General features: G+C 63.3%; 26 protein-coding genes and 1 pseudogene. 15 read left to right on the top strand and 12 right to left on the bottom strand.

The window, feature by feature from the left end; genetic code table 11:
• Window positions 1–445 precede the first annotated feature (445 nt).
• Entirely contained in the window at window positions 446–2,257 is a 1,812-nt protein-coding gene (gene ade / locus NKI58_RS24045) for an adenine deaminase (protein ID WP_352787334.1), read from the top strand.
• Between the two features lie 258 nt (window positions 2,258–2,515).
• On the opposite strand, the gene NKI58_RS24050 is transcribed toward ade, so the two are convergent.
• The 3 genes from NKI58_RS24050 to NKI58_RS24060 form a co-directional block, all read right to left on the bottom strand.
• On the bottom strand, window positions 2,516–3,679 hold the full coding sequence (locus tag NKI58_RS24050) for an alpha/beta hydrolase (protein WP_023674782.1): 1,164 nt from the start codon (window positions 3,677–3,679) through the stop codon (window positions 2,516–2,518).
• Between the two features lie 132 nt (window positions 3,680–3,811).
• Complete coding sequence (locus NKI58_RS24055) at window positions 3,812–4,885, bottom strand: alpha/beta hydrolase (protein ID WP_023674783.1); 1,074 nt, start codon at window positions 4,883–4,885, stop codon at window positions 3,812–3,814.
• 103 nt (window positions 4,886–4,988) lie between these two features.
• The gene (locus tag NKI58_RS24060; protein ID WP_352787339.1) at window positions 4,989–6,383 is read right to left on the bottom strand and encodes a hypothetical protein; all 1,395 of its coding nucleotides are present in this window, start codon (window positions 6,381–6,383) and stop codon (window positions 4,989–4,991) included.
• A gap of 128 nt (window positions 6,384–6,511) precedes the next feature.
• Between NKI58_RS24060 and ilvA the strand changes: the two genes are divergently transcribed.
• Complete coding sequence (gene ilvA, locus NKI58_RS24065; RefSeq protein WP_352787342.1) at window positions 6,512–7,768, top strand: threonine ammonia-lyase IlvA; 1,257 nt, start codon at window positions 6,512–6,514, stop codon at window positions 7,766–7,768.
• The gene (locus tag NKI58_RS24070) at window positions 7,765–8,337 is read left to right on the top strand and encodes a DUF1697 domain-containing protein (RefSeq protein ID WP_031211246.1); all 573 of its coding nucleotides are present in this window, start codon (window positions 7,765–7,767) and stop codon (window positions 8,335–8,337) included. Before ilvA ends, NKI58_RS24070 begins: the two co-directional genes overlap by 4 nt.
• A gap of 8 nt (window positions 8,338–8,345) precedes the next feature.
• Here NKI58_RS24070 and NKI58_RS24075 read toward each other — a convergent pair.
• Window positions 8,346–8,640 (bottom strand): annotated as a pseudogene (locus tag NKI58_RS24075) (DUF2218 domain-containing protein).
• A 77-nt stretch (window positions 8,641–8,717) separates the two neighbouring features.
• Window positions 8,718–9,158 carry a lactoylglutathione lyase gene (gloA, locus tag NKI58_RS24080; protein WP_023674793.1) on the bottom strand — a complete coding sequence of 147 codons (441 nt, stop codon included), beginning with the start codon at window positions 9,156–9,158 and terminating at the stop codon, window positions 8,718–8,720.
• 215 nt (window positions 9,159–9,373) lie between these two features.
• Here gloA and NKI58_RS24085 point away from each other — a divergent pair, with 215 nt between their 5' ends.
• The 4 genes from NKI58_RS24085 to NKI58_RS24100 all read left to right on the top strand — a co-directional run bounded on the left by NKI58_RS24085 (window position 9,374) and on the right by NKI58_RS24100 (window position 11,845).
• Entirely contained in the window at window positions 9,374–9,970 is a 597-nt protein-coding gene (locus NKI58_RS24085) for a cold-shock protein (protein WP_502897017.1), read from the top strand.
• A 19-nt stretch (window positions 9,971–9,989) separates the two neighbouring features.
• The gene (locus tag NKI58_RS24090; RefSeq protein WP_352787351.1) at window positions 9,990–10,553 is read left to right on the top strand and encodes a DUF192 domain-containing protein; all 564 of its coding nucleotides are present in this window, start codon (window positions 9,990–9,992) and stop codon (window positions 10,551–10,553) included.
• Between the two features lie 20 nt (window positions 10,554–10,573).
• Window positions 10,574–11,341 (top strand): alpha/beta fold hydrolase, encoded by a 768-nt coding sequence (locus NKI58_RS24095; RefSeq protein ID WP_352683375.1) that lies wholly within the window; start codon window positions 10,574–10,576, stop codon window positions 11,339–11,341.
• Window positions 11,342–11,581: 240 nt separating this feature from the next.
• Window positions 11,582–11,845 carry a hypothetical protein gene (locus NKI58_RS24100; protein WP_352787354.1) on the top strand — a complete coding sequence of 88 codons (264 nt, stop codon included), beginning with the start codon at window positions 11,582–11,584 and terminating at the stop codon, window positions 11,843–11,845.
• Window positions 11,846–11,886: 41 nt separating this feature from the next.
• Here NKI58_RS24100 and NKI58_RS24105 read toward each other — a convergent pair whose 3' ends face one another.
• A complete protein-coding gene (locus NKI58_RS24105; RefSeq protein ID WP_352702388.1) occupies window positions 11,887–12,501 on the bottom strand; it encodes an HD domain-containing protein in 615 nt (204 codons plus the stop codon).
• 159 nt (window positions 12,502–12,660) lie between these two features.
• Here NKI58_RS24105 and cysE point away from each other — a divergent pair, with 159 nt between their 5' ends.
• On the top strand, window positions 12,661–13,509 hold the full coding sequence (cysE, locus tag NKI58_RS24110) for a serine O-acetyltransferase (protein ID WP_023717455.1): 849 nt from the start codon (window positions 12,661–12,663) through the stop codon (window positions 13,507–13,509).
• Between the two features lie 209 nt (window positions 13,510–13,718).
• On the top strand, window positions 13,719–13,922 hold the full coding sequence (locus NKI58_RS24115; protein WP_023674799.1) for a DUF3126 family protein: 204 nt from the start codon (window positions 13,719–13,721) through the stop codon (window positions 13,920–13,922).
• Window positions 13,923–14,186: 264 nt separating this feature from the next.
• Here NKI58_RS24115 and NKI58_RS24120 read toward each other — a convergent pair whose 3' ends face one another.
• The gene (locus NKI58_RS24120) at window positions 14,187–14,918 is read right to left on the bottom strand and encodes a hypothetical protein (RefSeq protein ID WP_023674801.1); all 732 of its coding nucleotides are present in this window, start codon (window positions 14,916–14,918) and stop codon (window positions 14,187–14,189) included.
• 119 nt (window positions 14,919–15,037) lie between these two features.
• Here NKI58_RS24120 and NKI58_RS24125 point away from each other — a divergent pair, with 119 nt between their 5' ends.
• Window positions 15,038–15,382 (top strand): DUF6949 family protein, encoded by a 345-nt coding sequence (locus tag NKI58_RS24125; RefSeq protein ID WP_352787357.1) that lies wholly within the window; start codon window positions 15,038–15,040, stop codon window positions 15,380–15,382.
• Between the two features lie 18 nt (window positions 15,383–15,400).
• On the top strand, window positions 15,401–15,928 hold the full coding sequence (locus tag NKI58_RS24130; protein ID WP_352825336.1) for a gamma carbonic anhydrase family protein: 528 nt from the start codon (window positions 15,401–15,403) through the stop codon (window positions 15,926–15,928).
• A gap of 218 nt (window positions 15,929–16,146) precedes the next feature.
• Here the strand turns inward: NKI58_RS24130 and NKI58_RS24135 are convergent, their stop codons facing one another.
• The 3 genes from NKI58_RS24135 to NKI58_RS24145 all read right to left on the bottom strand — a co-directional run bounded on the left by NKI58_RS24135 (window position 16,147) and on the right by NKI58_RS24145 (window position 18,383).
• Window positions 16,147–16,746, bottom strand: a complete 600-nt coding sequence (locus tag NKI58_RS24135) for a transglutaminase-like cysteine peptidase (RefSeq protein ID WP_198023528.1) — start codon at window positions 16,744–16,746, stop codon at window positions 16,147–16,149.
• 263 nt (window positions 16,747–17,009) lie between these two features.
• Entirely contained in the window at window positions 17,010–17,627 is a 618-nt protein-coding gene (locus tag NKI58_RS24140; RefSeq protein WP_352787362.1) for a PilZ domain-containing protein, read from the bottom strand.
• Between the two features lie 117 nt (window positions 17,628–17,744).
• Window positions 17,745–18,383 (bottom strand): PAS domain-containing protein, encoded by a 639-nt coding sequence (locus tag NKI58_RS24145; protein WP_023674809.1) that lies wholly within the window; start codon window positions 18,381–18,383, stop codon window positions 17,745–17,747.
• Window positions 18,384–18,776: 393 nt separating this feature from the next.
• On the opposite strand from NKI58_RS24145, the gene NKI58_RS24150 reads away from it, so the two are divergent.
• The 4 genes from NKI58_RS24150 (at window position 18,777) to NKI58_RS24165 (ending at window position 22,263) form a co-directional block, all read left to right on the top strand.
• Window positions 18,777–19,547 carry a rhomboid family intramembrane serine protease gene (locus NKI58_RS24150; RefSeq protein ID WP_352787365.1) on the top strand — a complete coding sequence of 257 codons (771 nt, stop codon included), beginning with the start codon at window positions 18,777–18,779 and terminating at the stop codon, window positions 19,545–19,547.
• 100 nt (window positions 19,548–19,647) lie between these two features.
• The gene (locus tag NKI58_RS24155) at window positions 19,648–20,079 is read left to right on the top strand and encodes a CBS domain-containing protein (protein WP_023717464.1); all 432 of its coding nucleotides are present in this window, start codon (window positions 19,648–19,650) and stop codon (window positions 20,077–20,079) included.
• A 191-nt stretch (window positions 20,080–20,270) separates the two neighbouring features.
• Window positions 20,271–21,770, top strand: a complete 1,500-nt coding sequence (gene gatB / locus NKI58_RS24160; RefSeq protein ID WP_352787368.1) for an Asp-tRNA(Asn)/Glu-tRNA(Gln) amidotransferase subunit GatB — start codon at window positions 20,271–20,273, stop codon at window positions 21,768–21,770.
• Between the two features lies 1 nt (window position 21,771).
• On the top strand, window positions 21,772–22,263 hold the full coding sequence (locus tag NKI58_RS24165) for a GNAT family N-acetyltransferase (RefSeq protein WP_352787371.1): 492 nt from the start codon (window positions 21,772–21,774) through the stop codon (window positions 22,261–22,263).
• A 16-nt stretch (window positions 22,264–22,279) separates the two neighbouring features.
• On the opposite strand, the gene NKI58_RS24170 is transcribed toward NKI58_RS24165, so the two are convergent.
• Window positions 22,280–22,621, bottom strand: coding sequence for a hypothetical protein (locus NKI58_RS24170; RefSeq protein WP_352578246.1), 342 nt, complete (start codon window positions 22,619–22,621; stop codon window positions 22,280–22,282).
• Window positions 22,622–22,772: 151 nt separating this feature from the next.
• Window positions 22,773–23,981: a hypothetical protein gene (locus NKI58_RS24175; RefSeq protein ID WP_352787376.1), complete on the bottom strand. Its 1,209-nt coding sequence runs from the start codon at window positions 23,979–23,981 to the stop codon at window positions 22,773–22,775.
• Window positions 23,982–23,986 lie beyond the last annotated feature (5 nt).

A 23,986-nucleotide genomic window follows, 5' to 3' on the forward strand; every position in this document is an offset into this window, starting at 1 on the left:
AAGCTAATTGGCCGCAACGGAATCGTATTCCGCTTGGGCCATTTTGCCGTGAATGGCGCCATAACAGAAAAACCCGCCTCGGGAGGCGGGTCGTTGGAGCCAATTGGCACCATACCCAAATTAGTAGCATAGCTGCCGGCACAAAGCAAGAACAAAGTTGCTGCGGCCGGCACAAAATGCCCTTGGCGATTAGCGAAGGCCATGGCGCATCGATCTCCCTCCTTGAGGGGGAGATGGCCGGCAGGCCAGAGGGGGTCGTCGCGCGTCGAGCGCCAGCCTGTTTTGTTCGCGGTAAAGGTTCGCGTCAGGACGTCCCGACCCCCTCTGTCGCCTTCGGCGACATCTCCCCTTGAGGGGGAGATCTGCAACTTCGCCGTCCGCGCTTACTTCCTCGCTGGTCAAAATCCTCGCGGCTTGGCACAGTCGGGCAAAGAGGAGCCTGTTGATGCCGAAGACCGCCAATGCGACGAAACCAAAACCCTGGGCCGAGATGGCGACGCATCTGGTCGATGTCGCCATGGGCCGCAAACCCGCCGATCTCGTCATCCGCAACGGGCGCTGGGTCAACGTCCATTCGGGCGAGATCATCGCCGGCACCGACATCGCCATTGCCGGCGGCCGCTTTGCCTATTGCGGGCCGAACGCCGGCCATGCCATCGGCCAAGGCACGAAGGTGGTCGATGCAGGCGGCCGCTATCTGGTGCCGGGGCTTTGCGACGCGCATATGCATGTCGAGAGCGGCATGGTGACGGTGACGGAATTCTGCCGCGCGGTGATTCCGCATGGCACCACCTCGATGTTCATCGATCCGCATGAGATCGCCAACGTGCTCGGCCTGCCGGGCGTGCGGCTGATGCATGACGAGGCCGTCGCCATGCCGGTCAACGTACTCGTGCAGATGCCGTCCTGCGTGCCTTCGGCACCGGGGCTGGAGCATGCCGGCGCCGAGCTGACCGTCGCCGACGTTGCCGAAGCGATGACCTGGGAAAACATCATCGGGCTCGGCGAGGTGATGAATTTTCCGGGCGTCGCCGCCAACGATCCGGTGATGTCGGGCGAGATCGCGGCGACGGTGAGGGCCGGCAAGACGGTCGGCGGGCATTATGCCTCGCGCGATCTCGGCCTGCCGTTCCACGGGTACGTCGCCGGCGGCCCCGAGGACGATCACGAAGGCACGCGCGCCGAGGACGCCATCGCCCGCGTCCGCCAGGGCATGAAGGCGATGCTGCGGCTGGGCTCGGCCTGGTATGACGTGGCCTCGCAGATCAAGGCGGTGACGGAGAGCGGGCTCGACCCGCGCAACTTCATCCTGTGCACCGACGACAGCCACTCCGGTACGCTGGTGCACGAAGGCCATATGGACCGGGTCGTGCGCCACGCCATCAGCCAAGGGCTGACGCCGGTGACGGCGATCCAGATGGCGACGCTCAACACCGCCCAGCATTTCCGGCTGGAGCGCGAGATCGGCTCGATCGCGCCGGGACGGCTCGCCGATCTGCTGATCGTCTCCGACCTGGCCGAAATGACCATCGACGAGGTCTATGGCCGCGGCGTCAGGCTGGCCAAGGGCGGCAAGCTCGAAATCGACATTCCGGCCTACGACTATCCGAAGACGGCGAAGAACACCGTCAAGCTCGGCAGGAAGCTCAAGGCCGGCGACTTCGACATCGCCGCACCCATGGGCGCCAACGAGGTGCGGGTGCGTGTCATCGGCGTCATCGAAAACCAGGCGCCGACGCGGGCGCTGGAGGCCGATCTTGGGGTTGAGGACGGGCTGGTCGCCATGGACCGTCGCAACGACGTCTGCCAGATCGCGCTGGTCGAACGCCACAAGGGCACCGGCGGCGTCACCAACGCCTTCGTCTCCGGCTTCGGCTACATCGGCGACTGCGCCATGGCCTCCAGCGTGGCCCACGATGCCCACCACATCATCGTCGTCGGCACCAACAAGCAGGACATGGCCCTGGCCGTGAACCGGCTGGGCGAGGTCGGCGGCGGTGTTGTGCTGTTCTCCAGGGGCAAGGAACTGGCGCTGGTCGAAATGCCGATCGCCGGGCTGATGTCCAACGAGCGGGCGGAAATCGTCGCCGCCAAGGCGGACCAACTCAGCGACGCCATGCGCCAGATGGGCTGCTCGCTCAACAACGCCTACATGCAGCACTCGCTGCTGGCGCTGGTCGTCATCCCCGAGCTCCGAATTTCCGACGTCGGCCTTATCGACGTGACGACATTCCAGAAGGTCGATCTGTTCGTTTGAAGAAGCACTGAACCCTGGAGGGACAGCGCCCCCCTCTGTCCTGCCGGACATCTCCCCCTCAAGGGGGGAGATTGGCAGTTTCGTCGACAGCGCGTTGTTCGTCAGAGTTGGAGATTGGCGAAAGCCGAAAGTGGCGGCCAATCTCCCCACTAGAGGGGGAGATGTCCGGCAGGACAGAGGGGGGCGCGCGAAGGATCGCTGCAGAGCGTTTTTGTTGACAGCTGCCAATCACCGGCGCGTTTGGCAGTAGAGGTCGGCTCACCCGCCCGTGGCGATGGTCAGCACTTTGAACGGCGTGGTGATGACGATTTCGGCGACCGAACCGACGGCCTTGCCGAGGCCCTGGCCGAGATTGTCGAGCTGGGCCGGCGCGGTCTCTTCGGAGGCGAGGCCGGCCGGGGCGCGCAAGCGGTCGCCGAGCAGCTGCACCAGGAACGGGTTGTCGGCGAATTTGGCGTGGTTCAGCCGGTCGCCGCCCTTGGTTTTGGTCAGGTCGACCACCGAGACGCCATAGCTGGCGAGGTCGGCCGCGTCGCCATAGTCGCCGACGCGTGGCTTGTCGCCGGAGATCAGGGTCGACAGTCTGAGCGCCCGGTCGTCGCCCGAAAGCAGCACGGCGAACGGCTTGTCGGGCTTGCCGTAGCGGATCATCTGCTTTTTGAACACGTCGACGTCGATATCGGGCGAAGCCAGGATAACATAGCCGAGCTTGCCGCCGAGGTCGCGGTCGCCGGTGATGGCAAGCTGGCGCAACGCTTCCATCGTCACCCAGGTCCCCATCGAATGGGCAATGATGTCGATGCTCTTGGCGCGGCTCTTGGCGAGCATGCGCAGCGTCGCTTCGAGATCGTCGCGCGCCGCATTGGCGCTTTCCTTGTCGTAGATGTAGCCGGTCGTCTTGCCGCTCGACGCCCACGAAAACAGCACCGGCGTGCCCGGGTATTTCGTGTCGTGCGCGATCTGCGTCAGCCGGTAGATACCGTCGTCGAAGCCGTTGTTGAAGCCGTGCACGAAAACCAGCGCGCGGTCGCCGCGCATCGCGATATCGGCGCCGACCGCCTTGGCGAATTGCGGCGCGCCTTCGTAGAAGGTGACGCCGGTCGCCGTGAAATCCTTCGCCGGATTGCTGTTGGCCGATCCCTTGACCCGCTCGATGGCGCCGAGCTGGTGAATTTTGGGCACCGTCACCTCGACGCTGGCAAAGCTGGTGGTCGGCGAACGGTCGCCATCGAACACCTGCCGGGGCGCTTTCATTGCCTTTTGCCGGGTTGTGGCGACGAAGATCTTGTGCGTCGCGGCAATGTCGGAAGCAGGCACGGTGATTGTCGTCTTGTTGAGCAAGTCGTGCGTGTTCTGGCCGGCGCAGCTTGCCAGCGCGAGCGCGAACGCAACGACGAGAAAGATCTTCGAAGGCACGGTCACGCGGGCTCCCGCAAAGGCGACGTCGAGCCGGAGACGTCTTGGCCTATTCGATAGAGGCAGAGCCCGGCACGGTCCAGTTCAAACTGTTCCGATGGTGCGGCAATGGTCAACAGTCACTGCCGCGCAATGCAGCTATTGTCCGACCGAGGCGATGCGGTCTGTCACTTCGCGGTCGCTGGCAAACCCGTCATCCTCGCGCAGCTTCTGGCCGATCAACTGCACCAATTCCGGATTATCGGCGAATTTGGTGTGGTTGAAGCGGTCGGCTCCCTTGACGCTGGAGAGATCGACGACCGACACGCCATAGCTGGCGAGGTCGGCGGCGTCCTTGTAGTCGCCAACGCGCGGCCGCGCGCCGGCTATCAGGCCGGAGAGCCGCAGCGCCCGGTCGTCGTCGGAGAGCAGCAGGATGAACGGCTTGTTCGGCTTGCCGTAGCGGCGCATCTGGCTCTTGAACACGTCGACGTCGATGTCGGGCGAGGCCAGCACGACGTCGCCGAGCTTGCCGCCGAGATCGCGGTCGCCGGTGATGGCGAGCTGGCGCAGCGCCTCCATGGTGACCCAGGTTCCCAGCGAATGGGCAACGATGTCGATGCGCCGCGCGCCGGTCTGCGCCAGCATTCTCAGCGTCACTTCCAGCTGGTCGCGGGCAACGCTGGCGCTTTCCTTGTCGTAGACATAGTCGGTGGTCTTGGCGCCCGACGCCCAGGAAAACAGCACCGGCGTGCCCGGATAGCCGGAATCATGGGTGATCTGGGTGACGCGGTAGACCGCGTCGTCGAAGCCGGTGTTGTAGCCGTGGACGAAGACCATGACACGGCCGCCGCGCGCCGCGATGTCGGCGCTGAGCGCGCTGGAGAATTTCGGCTGGGTGTCGTATCCGACGACCTCGGAAGCCATGAAGTATTTGGCCGGATCGTCCGACTTGCCGCGCGAGCGCCGCTCGATCTGGCCTGTCTTGTGGATACCGGGGACGGTGACGTTGACGCGGGCATAGTTCAGCGTCGCCGAGCGCTCGCCGTCGAAGACCTTATCGGGATCGTCGGAGCGCTTGCGCGTGGTTGCGATGAAGATCGAGTGGTTGCCGGCGATTTCCGTCACCGGCACCGCCATCATGGCGCTGCCGAGCAGTTCCTCGGTTTGGCGCCCGCCGCAGCCGGCGAGCAGCGCGGCAATGAGAATGATACAAATCGTCTTCAAGGGCACTTAAGCAATTCCACTCCGGCCTGACCAAAGGCCCATCCACCTCCGCCGCACCTCCCGGACAGGCCAAGTGCGGCGGAAGTAAGTCGCAGGCGCCGAAATGCGCTCAGCGCCTCGCGACTGCCATCGCACTGTTGCGCGAAAGCCAGAACGGCGGCAGGAACGCCGGAATGTTGGAAAACGGCAGCACTTCCGGCTTCAGCCTTATGCCGAGCACGTCGGTCATGAAGGCGCGGCGCGCCTCGATGCGGCGCCAGGCTTCGGGATAGCGCGCGGCGATCTCTTCGCGCAGCGCCTCGTCGGCCAGCGCGATGCCGTCCTCGATGTTTGTGGTGAAATAATCGGTGCCGGTCGCCGGGATGATGTCGACCTGCAAGGCCATGCCCGACTTCAATCTGATGTCGGAGCTGGAAAATACCGGCGAATGCATCCATTCGTCGATATGGATGAGATGGCCGGGGTTGAGCGCTACGCCGAAGAACCGATCGCCGATGCGGTCGTGCACCGCTTGCCACAACGCGCCGCCGGGAACGCCGATGCCGACCGTCTCGTACCAGTCGACGACGGCGCAGAAATAGGGCGCGACCAGCTTCTCGACATAGTCCTGGATGCCCCTCGGAAGCTCGGCCGGATCCTCGACCAGAAAACCGGCGCGGGCATTGAGCGAGCCCTGGATGCCATAGGCCATGGTGATCGGGTCGCCGCGCTTGATGATTTCGAGCCGCGGGCTTGGCAGGCCATAGGGCGCCCGCTTGCCGGCCGACAGCATCGGGTGACAGCATTGCGGCAGGCCGTTGATGCCCATCAGCCGCGCCGCCTGCAATTCGGTCATGCCGGGTTCGATGCCTTGCAGGACATTGCGCAGGCCTTGCGAGGAATAGGTCGCGGCGAATTCGAACGCCGCCAGCTGGTCGGCCTCGTTGATGGCGCGCAGGCCGTCGGCAGGGTTCATCAAAAGGTTCGCCGCGTTGACGACCGTGCCCCTATCGCCGGCAAGGCTGCGCAATGTGTCGGCGATGAAGGACGGCAGGTCGAGCGTCGTTTCGCCAAAGCCGGCGTCGCCGGGGCCGAACGGTTTCCAGCCGATGGCGCCGATGCGCTGGCCGGCCTTCAGGCCGCAATCGGCAAGGATGTCGGAAAGCGACTGCGAGCGGTCGCGCGGCTGCGCCGGCAGCGAGAACGTCTGGTAGAGCACGCGCTCGTAAGGCCCGTCGCAGATCTCGGCATAGCCCCAGCCCTCGTTGCCGACCAGCAGTTTCGGCGGCTTGCCGGGAACGATGATGAGCAGCGTCTCCTCGAAGCGGGGATCGTAGCCGCAGAGGTAGGCGACATTGGCCGCATGTTCGCGGTCGCCATAGACGACGAAGGCATCGAACCCGCCAAGTGCGACCAGCGCCGCGATGCGGGCCTCATAGGTGGCGCGGGGCACCAGCGGCATCACCGTCGGCTCGCCGAACTCCGGCAGCGACACGGTTTTCCGGGCAACCGATGCGACAGGCATGAGCAAACGCCCCCAAATGCTTACGTTGATTCCGGAAATGCCCCTTCGGGGCGGCCGGACAATGGCTTCACGAGGCCAGATATGCAATAGCGGGACCGAACTCGCGTAGCCTGTGGGGTGCTCTTGCCATGACCGGTTTCTCCTCTCGCGTCGCTGCTGCCGCTGCGGCGATCCGCGAGATTTTTCCGGAGACGCCGCTGCAGGAAAACGACTATCTGTCGAAGAAGACCGGCGCGCGGGTGCTGCTGAAGCGCGAGGACCTGACGCCGGTGCGCTCCTACAAGATCCGCGGCGCCTTCAACTTCTTCCGCAAGACGATCGCCGCCGGCAACGCTGCCGAGCTGTTCGTCTGCGCCTCGGCCGGCAATCACGCGCAGGGCTTTGCCTTCGTCTGCCGCCATTTCGGCAAAAAGGGCGTCGTCTTCATGCCGGTGACCACGCCGCAGCAGAAGATCGACAAGACGCGGCTGTTCGGCGGCGTCTTCGTCGAGATCAGGCTGGTCGGCGATTTCTTCGACGACTGCTATCGCGCCGCACTCGAATTCTCCGAAACTGCCGGCGCCCACATGGTGCCGCCGTTCGACCATAAGGACATCATCGAAGGGCAGGCGACCGTCGCCTACGAGATATCAGGCCAGATGCCCGGTGCGCGCATGGCTGATATCGTCATGCTGCCGGTCGGCGGCGGCGGCCTGGCCGCCGGCGTCACCCATTATTTCGCCGACCAGCACCGTGAAACACGTTTCGTCTTTTGCGAGCCGGCCGGCGCCCCGAGCCTGAGCGAGAGCCTTGCCGCCGGAAAGCGGATCAAGCTCGCCAAGGTCGACAATTTCGTCGACGGCGCAGCAGTGGCCGAGATCGGCCGCGAGCCGTTGCGCCACCTCAAGGAGTTTGCCGCCGACACCGTGCGGCTGATCCCGGAAAACCGGCTCTGCGCAACCATGATCGAAATGCTCAATGTCGAAGGCGTCGTGCTGGAGCCGGCCGGCGCGCTGGCGATCGATGCGCTCAAGGATTTTTCCAGGAAGGAAATCAGGGGCAAGACCATCGTCGCCGTGGTGTCGGGCGGCAATTTCGATTTCGAGCGGCTGCCGGATGTGAAGGAACGGGCGCTGCGCTTCGAGGGCTTGAAGAAATACTTCATCATCCGCTTTCCGCAACGGCCCGGCGCGCTGCGCGATTTCCTTGAATTGCTGGGTCCCGACGACGACATCGCCCGCTTCGAATATCTGAAGAAATCGGCGCGCAATTTCGGTTCGGTGCTGATCGGCATCGAAACCAAGGACCGCCGCAATTTCGACCTGCTCAAGGCGAATTTCGACGCCGAGAGCGTCCATTACCAGGACATCACCGACAACGAGACGCTCGCCGGGTTCATCATATGAGCAGCAACGATCTTCCGAACGCTCCGGCGAACGTTTTTATCGCGCTGTTTTCCGGCATCAATGTCGGCGGCAACCGCATCGTCAAGATGGCGGAACTCAGGTCATTTTTCGAGCAGCTCGGCTTCTCCGATGTCGCCACCTATGTGCAGAGCGGCAACGCCGTGTTCCGGTCGCCAGATGGCGATGCGGCGACGCTGACCAAGCGGTTGGAAGCGGAATTCGAGAAGAAATGGGGGTTCCATTCACGCATCATGGTGCGCGATCTCGGCTGGCTCGAGCGGCTGGCGGCGGACAATCCCTATCCGGAAGTGGCCGGCGAGCCGACCAAGCTGCATGCCTATGCGCTGGAGCGCCGGCCGACCGCCGAGGAGGTCGCCCGGCTGGCGGAAAAATGCACCGGGCCCGAACGCTTCGAGATCAAGGGCGACGTGCTCTACCTGCATGCGCCTGACGGGCTCGGCAAATCGGTGTTTGCCAATCTCATTCCGCGCGTTCTGAAGGTGCCGGGCACGGCGCGTAATTGGCGCACCGTGCTGATGCTGCTGGACATGGCCAAGGCTGGCGGTTGACAGGTCGTCTACGCGGCCGGAGCGCGTTTCCAGTCGAATGCCAGCTCTTCACGGAAGGCGAAGCGCTTGATGTGCTCGGCGACGACCGTTTCCAGGCGCTCGAGCGAGCCGGCTTCATCGGTCGTCACCGCAATGTGCAGCGCTGCCGGGTCGGCATCGAGAACCGTGCCGGCCGAGCGTCAGATCGATGGTGCCGTGGTTCGGGTCGAACTCGACCGGGAATTTATGCGCCCAATGCTTGCACAGCTGCTGCAGATAGCGGCTCGCATGTTCGGTGGCGACGTCGACATGGCTGGTCGGCATAAATGAATTCTCCTTGGGAATGCGGACGCGAAAACCGAACCAGGGCCGCCTGCGTTCGTTCAAGATGGCGTGATCGGTTACCAGCTGCCGGTGTTCGGCATCGACGCCCACGGCTCGGCCTTCGGCTTGGCCGGACCTTTCTGCAACAGCTCGATCGAGATGCCGTCCGGCGATTTGACGAACGCCATGTTGCCGTCGCGCGGCGGCCGGTTGATGGTAACGCCATTGTCCATCAGCCGCTGACAGGTGGCGTAGATGTCGTCGACCTCATAGGCGAGATGGCCGAAATTGCGGCCGCCCTTGTAGTCTTCCGGGTCCCAATTGTAGGTCAGTTCGACCAGCGGCGCTTTCTCGCTGATGCCGCTTTGCTCGTCTTCGGGGGCGGCGAGGAAGATCAGCGTGTAGCGGCCTTGCTCGTTTTCGTGACGGCGCACTTCCTTGAGGCCAAGCTTGTTGCAGTAGAAATCGAGCGAAGCATCGATGTCGGCGACGCGGACCATGGTGTGCAGATAGCGCATGATTTCCTCCTTATGTTGCGTTGCGGCGCAACATAGGGGCGGCCCGGCCAAAGGGCAATTGGCCACGTTGGCCGGCGCCGGAAAACGGCAAATCCGCTATTCCTGTACGGAACCGTGAAAAAAGGCACGTCAGGTCTTGCACACACCGGAAGCCGCGGTGTTAATCTGATACCAAGAATCAGTTGCGGTGTTTGTTGAAAAAAGGGGGCGTTCTTATGGGGGAAAAGGCCTCTTTCATGGGGCGGGACGGGGCCGGTAACGATGCGTTGAAGCGGGATGAGAGCGCCGATACGGCCGATCTCGTCGAAATCGCCGGCGCCATCAAATGGTTCGACGTGGCCAAGGGCTACGGTTTCATCCTTCCCGATGATGGTACTTCGGGCGACATCCTCCTCCATGTGACATGCCTTCGAAAGGACGGTTTTCAGACCGCCCTGGAAGGCGCCCGCGTCGTCTGCCTGGTCAAGCAGGGCGAGCGCGGGCTGCAGGCCTTCCGCGTGCTCTCGATGGATGTCACCACGGCGGTGCATCCGGCGGAGATGCAGGAGCAGCGCACCCATGTCGCGGTGACGCCGGAAAGCGGCCTCGAACGGGCGCTGGTCAAATGGTTCAACCGTACCAAGGGGTTCGGCTTTCTGACCCGGGGCGAGAGCACCGAGGACATTTTCGTCCACATGGAGACGCTGCGCCGCTACGGCATCACCGAACTCCGGCCGGGCCAGGTGGTGCTGGTCCGCTTCGGACGCGGCGACAAAGGCCTTATGGCTGCCGAAATTCACCCCGATATGGGTACCTTGCCGGTCTCGCATTAGTTCCGGCCGAGGATTTCATATGGCTCACAGCAACCGGCTGACGGCGGGCGCGCTCTGCGCCGGGATTTTCCTCATCGTCGCCGCAAGTGCGTTCTTCTATTTTCAGCAACCGAGTTCCGCCGACGGCAAGGCGATGATCCTTCCCGTCGACCCGGCGCCGCTGGTCGCGGTGACGAAGGCCGGCGAGCGTTCTTTTTCCGTCGAAATCGCCGACACGCCCGCCGAGCGCGAGGCCGGCCTGATGTTCCGCCGCCACATGGCCGACAATCACGGCATGCTGTTCGTGTTCGGTGCGCCGCAGGATGTGAGCTTCTGGATGAAGAACACGCCGATGCCGCTCGACTTGGTCTTCGTCGGCCAGGACGGCCGGATCCGGGCGATCAGGCAAGGCGAGCCGCAGTCGGAGGCGATCATCTCGCCGGACGAGCCGGTGCGCTTCGTACTCGAGCTCAAGGCAGGCACCGCCGCCAAAAAGGGCATTGAGGACGGCGACCTGCTGCGCCATCCGGCCATCGGCACGGCGCCGGGGCCGGCCATGCCGCCGCCCGACAAGGGCGATGCGCCGAGTGTCGATTCCGACTGAACGGGCAGGATCTTCGGCCGATGCAGTTTTTCTCCCATGACGGTTTCGACCTTGCTTTCCTTGACCGCCAGCCGGCATCGGGGCAGGGCGATCCGGTGCTGATGATCCACGGCTTTGCCTCGAGCCATTACGTCAACTGGGTGTCGCCCGGCTGGTTCAAGACGCTGAACGACGCCGGCTATCGTGCCATCGCCTTCGACAATCGCGGCCATGGGTCGTCGTCGAAGAGCTATGACGAAGCCGACTACACGCCGGCAAAAATGGCGTCGGACGCGGCAGCGCTTTTGAACCATCTCGGCATCGAACGCGCTCATGTCATGGGTTATTCGATGGGCGCGCGCATATCGGCCTTCCTGGCGCTCTCCGATCCGGAGAAGGTGGCGACGCTGGTCTTCGGCGGTCTCGGCATCGGCATGGTCGACGGCGTCGGCGACTGGGATCCAATAGCCGACGCCCTTCTGGCCGACGATCCGGCAGGCACCAGCGATCCGCGCGGCCGCTCGTTCCGCGCCTTCGCCGATCAGACCCGCAGCGATCGCCGCGCGCTCGCCGCCTGCATCGCCACCTCCCGCGAATTGCTGAGCGAGGCCGACCTTGCCCGCATTGCCCAGCCGACGCTGATCGCCGTCGGCACCAAGGACGACATCGGCGGCTCGCCGGATGAGCTCGCCGCCCTGATGCCCAACGCCAGGGCGTTTCACATCGAAGGCCGCGACCACATGCTGGCGGTCGGCGACAAGACCTTCAAGCAGCGTGTGCTGGAGTTTTATGCCGAGCATCCGCTCTGATGGATGGCTCCCCAAAAAGCGGCCATCCGGCCTGAACGGGTCCTTAGCGGTTTTGCAACGATACAGGAATAAATGAGAGCGACGTGTGGATCGGTTCAAACCCGCCACGCTGAACGAAGGGCAGGGGGTACGATGGCACAATGGGGAAGAAGCGACGCCGCTTTGCCGGGCGTCATTGCGAAAAGCAGGTTCGGCGAACGGTCCGTTGTTCTAGCGCTGGCTGCATTGGTGGCAGGCGCGATGGCGATCACCGCGTTGATGGCAATGCCGAGCGACGCCTCCCCACTGCTCCAGAACTGTGCGACGGGCTTCTTCGCTGCGGTATTTTTCCTGGCCGGGCCTTTGGCACATCTTACCGGCGCGGTCTTCGGGCTGATGGCGCTTGGGCGGCCAAACGACAATCGTTTGCTCGGCCTCGCTGGCATCGTGGTCAACGGCGCGTCGCTGGCGGCCGGGGTGTTCATGCTGTGGGCAATGGCATCGACTTTTGGCGCATTCACCTGATTTCGGGCAAATCTTCCGGACGCAAGTGGCCGACGCGTCGGCTACGATCCGCGCGGGCTGTGCCCCAGCGCCCTGAGCGACCGCGCCATGTTATGCCGGGCCTGGGTTTCGAAGCGCCGGCGGAACTCCTTGCTATGGAAGACATGCGGGCGGGCGAGGAAGCCATTCAGGACTGCGGCACGTCCGGCCCGCCACATCGGCTCATCGACCCACTGATATTCGCGGCGGACCGCCTGTTCATAAGCGTCGAACGCCTCGGGCGCAGCACCCAGGATCGCCAGGTCCATGTCGAGGAACAGCGCCGCGTCGCGAACCGAATGCTGGTCGCCAAGGGGCGGCAATTCGTGGCCGGCGGTGGCAGTGATCATCGCCGCGATGTGGCCGAGGCGTTGTGCATCGGCGCGACCGGCGAGCTTTTCCTCGGCAAGTGCGGCACTCCTCGCCTCATTGTCCTTGGCGCGGCTGTCGTAGATCGCGTCGTGAAACCAGATCGCTGCCTCGACAGCTTCAGGATCATGCAACAACGCCTTGTAATCATTGGCCAGCGCCAGCATCGCCTCGATGTGGCCAAGGTCGTGGTAGTGGCGATCTTCGGCCTCATAGAGCGCGGAAAGCTCGCGCTTCAGGGTCTCGTCCATCAAGGTTGCGTTTTCCATGGCTGCTTGAAATTCCGCCAACCAAATCCATTTCACGAAGCACTAAGGAAAATTGAGTTCACCCGTGCTATGATCTGGCTTATAGGTGCGGCCGGAGAATAGGCAAGCCGCCAACCGAGACATTGGATGGCCGAGACATTGGATGGCCGGAGACATCAGATGAACAGCGTTACGATTTCCCGTCCCACCAGGGTGCAGCCGGTAGATCCGATCTGGCGTTCGATCCGCGACGAAGCGATGGAAGCGGTCAACCGCGATCCGCTGCTGGCGGCGTTCCTCTATTCGACCATCCTCAATCAGGAAAACCTGGAAGAAGCGGTCATTCACCGGCTGGCCGAGCGCCTCGCCCATCAGGACATCGGCTCCGACCTCATCCGCCAGACGTTCAAGGCGATGGCGGCCGACGACAAGGACTGGTCGACGACGGTGCGCGTCGATATCCAGGCCTATTACGACCGTGATCCGGCATGCGACCGCTTCATCATGCCGGTGCTCTACTTCAAGGGTTTTCACGCCATCCAGACGCACCGGCTGGCGCATTGGCTGTGGAACCAGGGCCGCCAGGACTTCGCGCTGTATTTGCAGAGCCGGTCGTCCTCGGTGTTCCAGACCGACATCAATCCGGCTGCCCGCATCGGCAAGGGCATCTTCCTCGACCACGCCACCGGCCTCGTCGTCGGCCAGACGGCGGTGATCGAGGACGACGTGTCGATCCTGCACGGCGTGACGCTGGGCGGCACCGGCAAGGCCGGCGGCGACCGCCATCCCAAGATCCGCTACGGCGTGCTGATCGGCGCCGGCGCCAAGATCCTCGGCAACATCGAGATCGGCCATTGCTCGAAGATCGCGGCCGGCTCGGTGGTGCTGTCGCCGGTACCGCACAACAAGACGGTTGCCGGCGTGCCGGCCCGCGTCGTCGGCGAGACCGGCTGCGACCAGCCTTCGCGGCAGATGGACCAGCTGTTGCCATCGCAGACGATGGACCACGTCGTCAGCTTCGACATCTGAGTGCTCGGGCAGGGGCTGAATTCCTGCCCCCATGCCGGCTTGCCTTTACATGGCCATTGTCGACGTGCCAGAAGCGCGCTCACCAATGCATGTCGCCCAAAGTGCCCAGCGGTTTTTGGATAGCGACATGCATGAAGCAAGATTTAAAGCGCGTCGCATCGTCTCTTCAGACGCGACGCACTTTAGCAAGCGACGATCGGAGAAGACTGTTGAAGCCGGACGAAATCAGAAAGCTGGACGCCTATTTCAAGCGCACCTTCCAGAACCCTAAACTCGAAGTGAAGGCGCGGCCGCGCAAGGAAGATTCGGCCGAGGTCTATGTCGGCGACGAGTTCCTTGGCATCGTCTTCAAGGACGAGGACGACGGCGATTATAATTTCTCGATGGCGATCCTCGACATCGATCTGGCCTGAGCTGGGAGTTTAGCTGGCCGCTATGCCTCAAGCGCTGCGGCGGTACGGAACCTTGCAGGACGCCGGCGGGACAGCGCCCTCCTCTGGCCTGCCGGCCATCTTCCCCACGAGGGGGAGATTGGCAGCCTCGGCGCTGCACTCTTCCTGCAACATTGGAGATTGGCGAAAGCCAAGATGACGGCCGATCTCCCCCCTCGTGCGGGAGATGTCCGGTAGGACAGAGAGGGGCGCGAAGGATCGCTACGGAACGGCTCGTTTCGTTGCTTACCGCCCGGTCTTCAGCACACGCGCTGCTTCGGCAGAAATCGCCGCGTCGAGCCCCTGCCAGTCGCCCAGGAATTCCCGGGGGAAGCGGTAGGTAAGGCTGAGATTGTCGCCGACCAGGATGTCGCGTTCGCAGGGCGCCAGCGATTCGTCCGCGCTCGGGCCGCTCAGGCAGCGTGCGACGAACGGATCCTTTCCGGGGCGATCGGCGACTGCCAGCACTTCGTTGAGATAGCCTGATTTTTCGCTGAAGGCGTAAAGCGTGGTGCCGCCAGGGCCGGGCGTACCCGGCTTGGCGATCAGCGCGCTGTAGATCGGCGCGAAGCGGCCGCTCATGTCACGCGACATCATCTGCGGCTCGAACGACAGGAAGACGATGTCCTTGCTGGGTCCGGTGTGGTTGAAGTCGTTGCGGGCACCCTCGCTGTAGCCGTCCATCTCGGGATAGCGCAGATAGAGGTCGAGCCGCGAGGCGATGCCGTCGCGCCGGGCCTGGGCAAAGCGGATGACATTGGCCGGCACGGCGATGACGTTGTTGCCGATGACGACCTTGTGGGCCGTGGTGTCGTCGGTGTACCCGGCCATGGCGATCGAGCGGCCGAACCATTTGCCGCCAAGGCTGATCGCCACCGAAAGCAGCGCCAGCGTCGCGAACGCATAAAACACTCGCTTCATCAGCGTCGAATCGACGACGCTGAGTTGCGGGCCCTCTGTGGCGGCTGCCTGCTTCATCGCGACCCTCGTTTACCGTCCATCGGGTGTGCCTGAGCGGCACATCTCGGCCCGGCACGGCGCTTGCTTCGCAGCTTTTGCGGGCGACTGTGCGATTTCATGGTAAACGGAGGGTAAAGATGGGCCCTGTCGAACAGATCATATTCAGTTTTATGGCTGGGCTGACGGCTTGCGGCCTGACCGGATCGGCGATGGAGCTGATCGCCGGCCGCAAGCTTGCCTTCGTCCAGCCCTATGTATCGTCGAAGCACATGCTGCGCTCGCTCGCCGCGACGGCTTGCGCCGGGCCGCTGATGTTCGCCAACGAGGCGCTGGACGGCTGGCGCGAGCGTCGCATCTCGGTGCTGGGGCTGATCTCCTGCGGCTGTACGGCGACCATCTGGGCGCTGGCGCTGGGCATGGTGGTGATCGCCATTGCGTCCTGGGCGGCTTCGCTTCTAGGGTCTGGCAGCTTGTCGGTGTGAGACGATCTGGAGATAGCAATGCCGATCTACGCGATTGACGGAAAAGCGCCCGCCTTCGAGGACGCCGACAGCAACTGGATCGCGCCCGATGCCACCCTGATCGGCAATATCAGGATTGGCCGCAATGCCGGCTTCTGGTTCGGCGTCGTCGTCCGCGGCGACGACGAGCCGATCGTCATCGGCGCCGACACAAACGTGCAGGAGCACACAATCATGCACACCGACGCCGGCTTTCCGCTGACCGTCGGCCAAGGCTGCACGATCGGCCATCGCGCCTTGTTGCATGGCTGCACCATCGGTGACAACAGCCTGATCGGCATGGGCGCCATCGTGCTGAATGGCGCGAAAATCGGCAACAACTCGCAGGTCGGCGCCGGCGCGCTGGTCACCGAAGGCAAGCAATTTCCCGACAATTCGCTGATCGTCGGCTCGCCCGCGCGCGTCGTCAGGATGCTCGACGAGGCCGCAGTCGCCAGGCTGCGCGCCTCGGCCGCGCATTATGTGGAAAACGGGAAGAGATTCAGGGCGGGGCTGAGGAAAGTGTAGCGCCAGTCAGTGAAGGCTGCCTATCGCAAGCCCAGAAATGGTGGAGCCGGCCCGGGGACGGGGCCGGCTCCTTAAACCCGGTCGTTGGGGACGGGGAGGGTGGGGACTCGACCGGGTTTCTCCTAAAGCGCGAAGTCATGCGACGCACTTAACCTCTGCTTTATGCATGTCGTTATCTCAAGACCGCTACGCGCTTTGGGCGACATGCCTTGGCGTCCTCAGCGGACGCTGGCGACCGCGTCGGAGCGGCCGTCGTTGATCGTCACCCAGGCGCCGGAATTCCGCTCGGACTGGCGCTTCAAGTAGGTGTAGCCGGTATTGGTCCAGGACAGCACCTTGGGCTGGAGATTGTCGAGGATGAACTCGCCAAGGCTGGTGCGCACGGTCAGCACCGCATGGCCGTCGCCATTGCGCTGGCGCACCACCGTCATCAGCAGATCGCCGGCCGGCACGCCGATGCTCATCAGCTCGCGGCGCTTTTCCAGCGCATAGTCCTCGCAGTCGCCGAAGCCGCTATTGGGAAAGGACCAGACTTCCTCCTTGCCCCACATTTCCATGTCGGTGCGCGGCGCGACCCTGCTGTTGACCGAATTGTTGACCTTGACGATCGTTGCCCACAGCTTGCGGGTCAGCTCGACGGGTGCCCGGCCAGGCGTCCTCTGATTGCATTCCTGCGGAAGCTGCTGGCACAATTCGTAGTGTCCGACCGGCTGCGTGGTGCGGCCGCCGGTGTGCATGAAGGCCGGCTCCGCCGCGTTTACAGTCCCCCAACCGAAAAGCTGCATCGCTATTGCCGCCAGCAACAGCTTGCCCCTCATCCTGTTCATTATTCAGTCTCCCCGTTTGAGGAGACAATGACACGGCTGGATTTATTTGACGCAAAAGCGCGAAGTAGACATTAAGTAAAACGCCAATAGAATAAACATAAAATTTGACGCAATTGAATATAGAATTGTTTAAGGATTCCAGCCGGGCATGTTCCCATGCTTCGTCGCACCGTTCGAACAGCTAGGATGGCGGGACAGAGGGGGCGCGAAGGATCGCCAGCCTCTCTCTTCCCGATAGTGCTAACGCTTCCGCGTCAGCCGCGCGATGAGCTGAATTCGGTATCGAGCGTTTCCGGCCGCTGGATGACGGCGAACTCGATGGCGACGCCATCTTCGAAATGGCGCACTACCTGGCCGCGCATGGTGCCCAGCGTCACCTGGACGCCGATGGCCGGCTTGACGTCGATCTCGATCGCCGCGCCCGACAGCGACAGGTCGATGATGCGGCACTGGTACTGGCGTCCGTCGGCAAGCTGCAGCACGCTCGTCGGGTTGCGCGGTGCGACGCGTTCATGGCGGCGGTCTTCCGGCAGGTCGAGCTCGTGCTTGTTGGCAAGCCAGGTCAGTTGCGCGGCGAGCTTGTCCCTCTTGCGGTCCGACGCGATGACGGTCATCGCAAAGCCATCCTGCAAAGTGCGGGTGATGACGCCTTCGATGCGGCCGATGTGATCGATATAGGCAATGACCTTTTCGCCCGCCAGGCCGGCGCGCTCGGTGCGCAGCGCGACGTTGCCGGGCGACATGTCGACCACCTGGCAGGGATGTTCGGTGCGGTCTTCCAGCATGAAGCGTCCGTAAATTTTCACGCGGACGCGCTGAAAGTTGCGCCTTTCAGCTTGGGACGGCTCATGGTCGACCGCCGCTGACCTCATCACTGCCATACCCCGTTCGGCATTCCGCGCATGGATGCGGGGAATTTCAGCGGAAAACTACAACAAAGCAGGTTAACAAAGGGGAAAGCCCGGCGCTGTTGCTTTAAGCTTTGGGCATCATTCCTCGCGTCCGCCGTCGAAGACGACCAGGTGACGGATGCGGCGGGCCTGGCCGAGCGCCGAAATCGTCTCGGGCGGGTCGAATTCCGACGGGGCGAGCGAGGGAACCTCGATCGCCGGACGGTTCCCCGGGAACATCGGCTCCTTGTCGGGATCGACGACGCGGATCGAATCGATCAAGGCGTCGAGAACCGGGTCGGCGCCCAGCCAGAAGGGCTTTTCGACGGCGCTTATCACCCCGAGGCAGCGCGGGCTCTCGACACCGCCGTCGAGCGGCAGCGCGAGCAGCTCGAACCTGTTGGAACGGCCGCTGCGGCTGAAACCCTCGTAGGTGATGAGCACCACCGATTTCAGGTCGAAGACGCCATCGGTCAGCTTCGAGATCAGCCGCTGATCCTTCTCGCGCCACAGCGAAGGGAATGAAAACCCCTTGAGTTCGCGGCCATAGACCGCGCAGAGCCTGGTGCCGGCGAGCCGGAACACCGCTTCGCCGCGCGTGTCCTTTTCCAGGATGAACGTGTCGGCCAGCAGCGACTTGATGTCGGCCGGCTCGACTTCCGAGCGCTTCGGGGCAGGGCGTCCGTCACGCAACCGGTTCCAATAATGGAACAGCGTGATCGATCCGGTCTGGTTCATGCTAATGCTGCTCCGCGCATTCTGTCTTCTGATGTCCCATCGGTGAACAGAAGGGCGCCCTCCGAAGACCTACATGCGTTGCGGAGCAGGATGCGTGCCAGCATCGTTAATACTTGTTCACGGGTCGGGGCGGTTAAGGTTAACAACTGGTTTACGTTGCGCGCCAGCGAGGCCTGTGGCACACCAAAACCACTCCAGAAGCGGTCGTTTTGCGACGATCGGCAGCACTTCAGTCAAGAGTTCAGGGGGAGCAAGGGGGCTCGACCAGCCGTTCAAGGGAAACCTTGGACGGCTTCTTTTTTTGATTCGGGGCTGCTGATTCGCCGTTTGTGATTCGGTTGGCCGTGATCTACATGCTCGCCAAGTCCAATCCAGCGACTGAGTGCAAGCCATATGAGCGACCCAGAAAGCCCACCGGAGATCGAGCAGGGCGAGAGCGGGCCTGCCGCCCGCGAACCGGAGCAGCGCCGCGAGCCGGTGTTCAACCTGCCGCCCGTGGTGCTGGCGGTGATCGGCATCTGTGTCGCGGTCCATCTGATCCGGGTCTATTGGCTGACCGACGACCAGGACTTCGAACTGCTTGTCCGGGCCGCCTTTGTCCCGATCCGCTATTCCGGCCGCTTCGATCTGGATTTCTTCGCGTTTTCGAGCCCTTTTACCTATGCCTTCCTGCATGGCGGCTTTGCCCATCTTGCCATCAACATGGTGTGGCTCGCGGCCTTCGGCTCACCGTTGGCCAACCGCTTCGGCGCGCTGCGCTTCAGCCTGTTCTTCGCCGCGACCGGACTGGCGGCGGTGGCGCTGTTCTGGGCCATGCACCCGCTTGGCGAGGCGCCGCTGGTCGGCGCCTCCGGCGCGATTTCCGGCATGATGGGCGCGGCGGCACGCTACGGCTTCCGCATCGACCGATCGTCGGGCAAGGCCGCCTTCGCCGGCCAGCCTTTGCCGATGGCGGCGGTGCTGCGCTCGCGCGGCGTCATCACCTTTCTCGCCATGTGGATGGTGATCAACCTGGCGACCGGCCTCTTCGGCCTGGCGCCTGGCATTGACGGCCAGATCGCCTGGGAAGCCCATATTGGCGGTTTTCTTGCCGGCTTCTTCGGCCTGCGGTTTTTTGATCGGCGAGAGCAGGTGCCCCGGCAGGCGGACGAGCCGGAGACCTGAGACCGCCGCACTTGAAATGCAACCGATCGCGGCGCACGATGTTCATCCCAGGGAAAGCCGGCCAGGGCAGGAGCCGGCAGGAAATGCAGAGGAGGACGCCATGACTGTTAAGGCAATTCTCGAGGCAAAAGGCCACGACGTGGTGACGCTCGGGCCGAACGAAAAGCTCAGCGAAGCCATCCGCATGCTTTCCGAACACAGGATCGGCGCGCTGGTCATCACCAACGGCGATCACAAGATCGTCGGCATTCTTTCCGAGCGCGATGTGGTGCGGGTTCTCGCCAAGGAGGGGGCGGCGGCGCTCGACCTTGCCATCCGCTCGGCGATGACGCCCAAGGTGAAGATCTGCAATGAGAACCACACCGTCAACGAGGTCATGGAGATCATGACCAAGGGCCGCTTCCGCCATCTGCCGGTGGAAAAGAACGGGCTGCTTGACGGCATCGTGTCGATCGGCGACGTGGTCAAGCGCCGCATCGAGGATGTCGAGCGCGAGGCCGAGGAGATCAGGGCCTATATCGCCACGGCATAGGTGACGGCGGCCGGGTTGCCGGCCATTGAACTTTTTTCAAGCCGCTATAGCAGTCCATCGCGGCAGGTGCGGGCCTGTGCCGCGTCGGCGCCTGCGGCTTTGCGCTTGTCTCTTTTGGCGGTTTGCACTAGCGAAGTTGCACATCAAAATATGCGTTCTCGCATATCCGCAATTTCAATATGCAGGCCCTTATGAGCATCATCGATATCCGCACGCCCGACGCCAAGCGCCTGGTTCCCGGCGCCACCGGCGACTGGGAGATCATCATCGGCCTCGAGGTCCACGCGCAGGTGACCTCGCAGGCAAAGCTGTTTTCCGGCGCCTCGACCATTTTCGGCGCCGTGCCCAACGCCAATGTCAGCCTGGTCGATGCGGCGATGCCCGGCATGCTGCCGGTCATCAACGAGGAATGCGTCAAGCAGGCGATCCGCACCGGGCTGGGCCTGAAGGCCGAGATCAACCACAAATCGGTTTTCGACAGGAAAAACTATTTCTATCCCGACCTGCCGCAGGGCTACCAGATCTCGCAGTTCAAGCAGCCGATCGTCGGCGAGGGCAAGGTGATCGTCTCGGTCGGCCCGGACCGGCAGGGCGAATTCGAGGACATCGAGGTCGGCATCGAGCGCCTGCACCTGGAGCAGGACGCCGGCAAGTCGATGCACGACCAGCATGCGACGATGTCCTATGTCGATCTCAACCGCTCCGGCGTGGCGCTGATGGAGATCGTCTCCAAGCCGGATATGCGCTCCGCCGATGAAGCCAAGGCCTATGTCACCAAGCTGCGCACCATCGTGCGCTATCTCGGCACGTGCGACGGCAATATGGACGAAGGCTCGCTGCGCGCAGACGTCAACGTCTCGGTGCGGCGGCCCGGCGGCGAATTCGGCACGCGCTGCGAGATCAAGAACGTCAACTCGATCCGTTTCATCGGCCAGGCCATCGACTACGAAGCGCGCCGGCAGATTGCCATCCTCGAGGACGGCGGCAGGATCGAGCAGGAAACGCGGCTGTTCGACCCCAATAAGGGTGAGACGCGCTCGATGCGCTCCAAGGAAGAAGCGCATGACTACCGCTATTTCCCCGATCCCGATCTTCTGCCGCTGGAATTCGACCAGGCCTATGTCGACGAGTTGGCAAAGGACCTGCCGGAACTTCCCGATGCCAAAAAGGCGCGGCTGATCGCTTCGCTCGGCCTGTCGACTTACGACGCCTCGATCCTGGTATCGGAAAAGGCGGTCGCCGACTATTTCGAGAAGGTGGCCGCTGGTCGCGATGGCAAGCTTGCCGCCAACTGGGTCATCAACGATTTGCTGGGTGCGTTGAACAGAGCCGGCAAGAGTATTGAAAATGCTCCGGTTTCACCCGATCAGCTCGGCGCGGTCATCGACCTGATCAAGGAAGGCACCATCTCCGGCAAGATCGCCAAGGATCTGTTCGAGATCGTCTGGAACGAGGGCGGCGATCCGCGTCAGCTGGTCGAAAGCCGCGGCATGAAGCAGGTCACCGATACCGGCGCCATCGAAAAGGCGGTGGACGAGGTGATCGCGGCCAACCCGGACAAGGTCGAACAGGCGCGCGCCAAGCCGACGATGGCCGGCTGGTTCGTCGGCCAGGTGATGAAGGCGACTGGCGGCAAGGCCAATCCGCAGGCGGTCAACGAGCTGGTCAAGGCCAGGCTCGGGATCGAGTAGGATGTTCGTCCGCACTGCCGGCGAGCGCGATCTGGCGGCGGTGCGCGCATTGCTGATCGAGACGTGGCATGCTGCCACCTATGACGCCATCTACGGCGCGGCGCGGGTTACCGAAATCACCGATGAATGGCATTCGATCGCCGCGCTCAAGGCACGGCTGACGCGGCCCAACTCGGAGTTCCTGCTCGCCGACGACGGCAAAAGCATCGGCGGCATGGCTTTCGCGGCCGCCACCACGGATGCCAGGATCGTCATGCTGAACCAGCTTTACGTCCATCCGGCCTGGCAGAGGCAAGGCATCGGCCAGGCGCTGCTGGACGAGATCGAGGCAAGCTTTCCGGAGGCCCGGACGCTGCGCGTCGAGGTCGAGGAAGCAAATGCTCCCGCCATCGCCTTTTACCGCTCGCGAGGGTTCTTGCCCGCCGGCAACACGGCCGATTGCGGCGGCGCCTCGGGCTTGCCGGCGCTGGTTTTGGAGAAGGCGATCGGCTAGCTCGTTCGCCTGACGTTCAGTTGCGTTTCTCGGGCAGGTTGGAGCAGCCGGCAGCGAGAAACTCGCACGGCAGGCTGCCGCCGCCGCCCGACGTGTGCGGCGGCGTGGCGGCTTCGATTTTTTCCACCTCGTAATATTTCGAGGTGACGCCCCATTTTTTGACGCCCTGGCACGTCGAGCGCACGCCAACCTCCGTCGCCTTTGCCGCAGTCTTATAATACGTGGTGATCCGGCAGGATTGGCTGACCGGCAGCGCGTTCGCCGGGCTGGTGACCGGCGGCAGGAAGTTCGGGAAGGCAAGCAGCGAGATTGCCGCAATGATCCTGACGGCGGGCATGGTGTGAGGAAGGTGCAGCATCGTTTGTCTCCATCGATGGCGCCGCTCGCTCGTGGCGCAGCGGCGCGTTTGTCCCGGCAAGATCAGGCCATGATGCCGGCGCTGCCGCATCTGCCGCGCGGGGGAAGGCGGCAGCGGTCTGAACCGCCGCCGTCATCCGAGAGCGGCCGCGTCAGGGCGTTTTCGGCTTGATGAGCGTCTTTATCGGAACGGCGACTTTTGGAGGCCGGACCGTACTGGTTCCACCATCGACGGCCAGCCCGCCGCTGTTGAGATAGCGTACCGTATAGTGCAGCTCGTAGCCCGGAACTCTGACCCATGTAGGTTTGGGATTGAACTGGTCCGGCGGCCTCGAATACCACTTCGGGATCTGTATGATCTTGGAACCGGGACCGAATCCCGCAGTCTTGGCCGCTACCGCGAAGGCGCTGTCTCTGGGGTCGTTCGGCGGCTGGTCGACATTGCCGATGACGACCAGCGAATCGTATTTTCGCGCGTCGAGCCGTACTGCGGGAAGGTTCAGCGCAACCACGTCGCCTTCGCGCATCGTCAGCGCCTTCTGACGGCCATCCTCATTGGCATAGACGTTGAGGTTTATGGCCTCGGATTCCGCATAGACGACATTGTTGTGGAAGTCGCGGGCTGGCAGGCGTGTGAGGCTGTCGAAGGTCACTTCAACCGTCGGCTTGGCTATGGCGTCCGTCACCACCAGGTTGCGCCGCGGCACCGTCCAGAAGATGAGATCATCGCCGGTGGCCTGCGTGCCGGTATCGGAGCCGTCTATTGCCGAGCATTTCGAATTTGGAACCGGCGTCGTCACCGGCAGGGGTGCCGAAAACGAGCTGCGTACCTGGGCGTCGATGTAATTGCCGACGTTGAAAACGTCTTCGAGGATGTTGCCGCCCTCGAAGCTCGCCGGGCCGGGTTGCGAGCGGATGATGACCTGGCTGGAATCGGTCTGCCAGCCGCTGCAGAAGACGTTGACGTCTATGGGAATGCCGATGTGGCGGTCGGAGGTCACCGGGATCGAGACTTTGATGGTCAGGATGTAAGGAACTTTGACAAACCAGCTGTTCGGCTGGTTCAGCATCTGCGTCGCAAAGCGCGACGGCCGCCATTGCTTCAGCGATTCGATCGATGCGCGTGACGATCGTCCCTGGGCGGCCAGCTGTGCGTTGGTGGCGTCGACCTTGGCTTGCGCCAGGTTGCGGACGGTGTTGGTGATCAGGAACACGCCGAGTTCGGCTTTGCAGGGCCTGTTCGATTGTGTGGCGTTGCATGGGGCAAGTGCCGCACTGGGAACCGGCGGCCCCGAAGGCGGCGGCTGGGCGGCCGCGGTGGCCGCCATCAGGCAGAAGAACAGCATCGTGCAGGTTTTCAACATGG

The sequence above is a fragment of the Mesorhizobium sp. M0522 genome (assembly GCF_040321085.1).
Lineage (GTDB): Bacteria > Pseudomonadota > Alphaproteobacteria > Rhizobiales > Rhizobiaceae > Mesorhizobium.

What these genes read in the sequence shown, in the direction of transcription:
- NKI58_RS24140 (WP_352787362.1), bottom strand. Translation starts at nt 17,627, where the DNA reads ATGAGGTCAGCGGCGGTCGACCATGAGCCGTCCCAAGCTGAAAGGCGC.
- NKI58_RS24100 (WP_352787354.1), top strand. Translation starts at nt 11,582, where the DNA reads ATGGCGATCACCGCGTTGATGGCAATGCCGAGCGACGCCTCCCCACTG.
- NKI58_RS24070 (WP_031211246.1), top strand. Translation starts at nt 7,765, where the DNA reads ATGAGCAGCAACGATCTTCCGAACGCTCCGGCGAACGTTTTTATCGCG.
- gloA (WP_023674793.1), bottom strand. Translation starts at nt 9,158, where the DNA reads ATGCGCTATCTGCACACCATGGTCCGCGTCGCCGACATCGATGCTTCG.
- NKI58_RS24135 (WP_198023528.1), bottom strand. Translation starts at nt 16,746, where the DNA reads ATGAGGGGCAAGCTGTTGCTGGCGGCAATAGCGATGCAGCTTTTCGGT.
- NKI58_RS24165 (WP_352787371.1), top strand. Translation starts at nt 21,772, where the DNA reads ATGTTCGTCCGCACTGCCGGCGAGCGCGATCTGGCGGCGGTGCGCGCA.
- NKI58_RS24085 (WP_502897017.1), top strand. Translation starts at nt 9,374, where the DNA reads ATGGGGGAAAAGGCCTCTTTCATGGGGCGGGACGGGGCCGGTAACGAT.
- ade (WP_352787334.1), top strand. Translation starts at nt 446, where the DNA reads ATGCCGAAGACCGCCAATGCGACGAAACCAAAACCCTGGGCCGAGATG.
- NKI58_RS24150 (WP_352787365.1), top strand. Translation starts at nt 18,777, where the DNA reads ATGAGCGACCCAGAAAGCCCACCGGAGATCGAGCAGGGCGAGAGCGGG.
- cysE (WP_023717455.1), top strand. Translation starts at nt 12,661, where the DNA reads ATGAACAGCGTTACGATTTCCCGTCCCACCAGGGTGCAGCCGGTAGAT.
- NKI58_RS24125 (WP_352787357.1), top strand. Translation starts at nt 15,038, where the DNA reads ATGGGCCCTGTCGAACAGATCATATTCAGTTTTATGGCTGGGCTGACG.
- NKI58_RS24095 (WP_352683375.1), top strand. Translation starts at nt 10,574, where the DNA reads ATGCAGTTTTTCTCCCATGACGGTTTCGACCTTGCTTTCCTTGACCGC.
- NKI58_RS24090 (WP_352787351.1), top strand. Translation starts at nt 9,990, where the DNA reads ATGGCTCACAGCAACCGGCTGACGGCGGGCGCGCTCTGCGCCGGGATT.
- NKI58_RS24170 (WP_352578246.1), bottom strand. Translation starts at nt 22,621, where the DNA reads ATGCTGCACCTTCCTCACACCATGCCCGCCGTCAGGATCATTGCGGCA.
- NKI58_RS24130 (WP_352825336.1), top strand. Translation starts at nt 15,401, where the DNA reads ATGCCGATCTACGCGATTGACGGAAAAGCGCCCGCCTTCGAGGACGCC.
- NKI58_RS24105 (WP_352702388.1), bottom strand. Translation starts at nt 12,501, where the DNA reads ATGGAAAACGCAACCTTGATGGACGAGACCCTGAAGCGCGAGCTTTCC.
- NKI58_RS24060 (WP_352787339.1), bottom strand. Translation starts at nt 6,383, where the DNA reads ATGCCTGTCGCATCGGTTGCCCGGAAAACCGTGTCGCTGCCGGAGTTC.
- gatB (WP_352787368.1), top strand. Translation starts at nt 20,271, where the DNA reads ATGAGCATCATCGATATCCGCACGCCCGACGCCAAGCGCCTGGTTCCC.
- NKI58_RS24145 (WP_023674809.1), bottom strand. Translation starts at nt 18,383, where the DNA reads ATGAACCAGACCGGATCGATCACGCTGTTCCATTATTGGAACCGGTTG.
- NKI58_RS24120 (WP_023674801.1), bottom strand. Translation starts at nt 14,918, where the DNA reads ATGAAGCAGGCAGCCGCCACAGAGGGCCCGCAACTCAGCGTCGTCGAT.
- NKI58_RS24155 (WP_023717464.1), top strand. Translation starts at nt 19,648, where the DNA reads ATGACTGTTAAGGCAATTCTCGAGGCAAAAGGCCACGACGTGGTGACG.
- ilvA (WP_352787342.1), top strand. Translation starts at nt 6,512, where the DNA reads ATGACCGGTTTCTCCTCTCGCGTCGCTGCTGCCGCTGCGGCGATCCGC.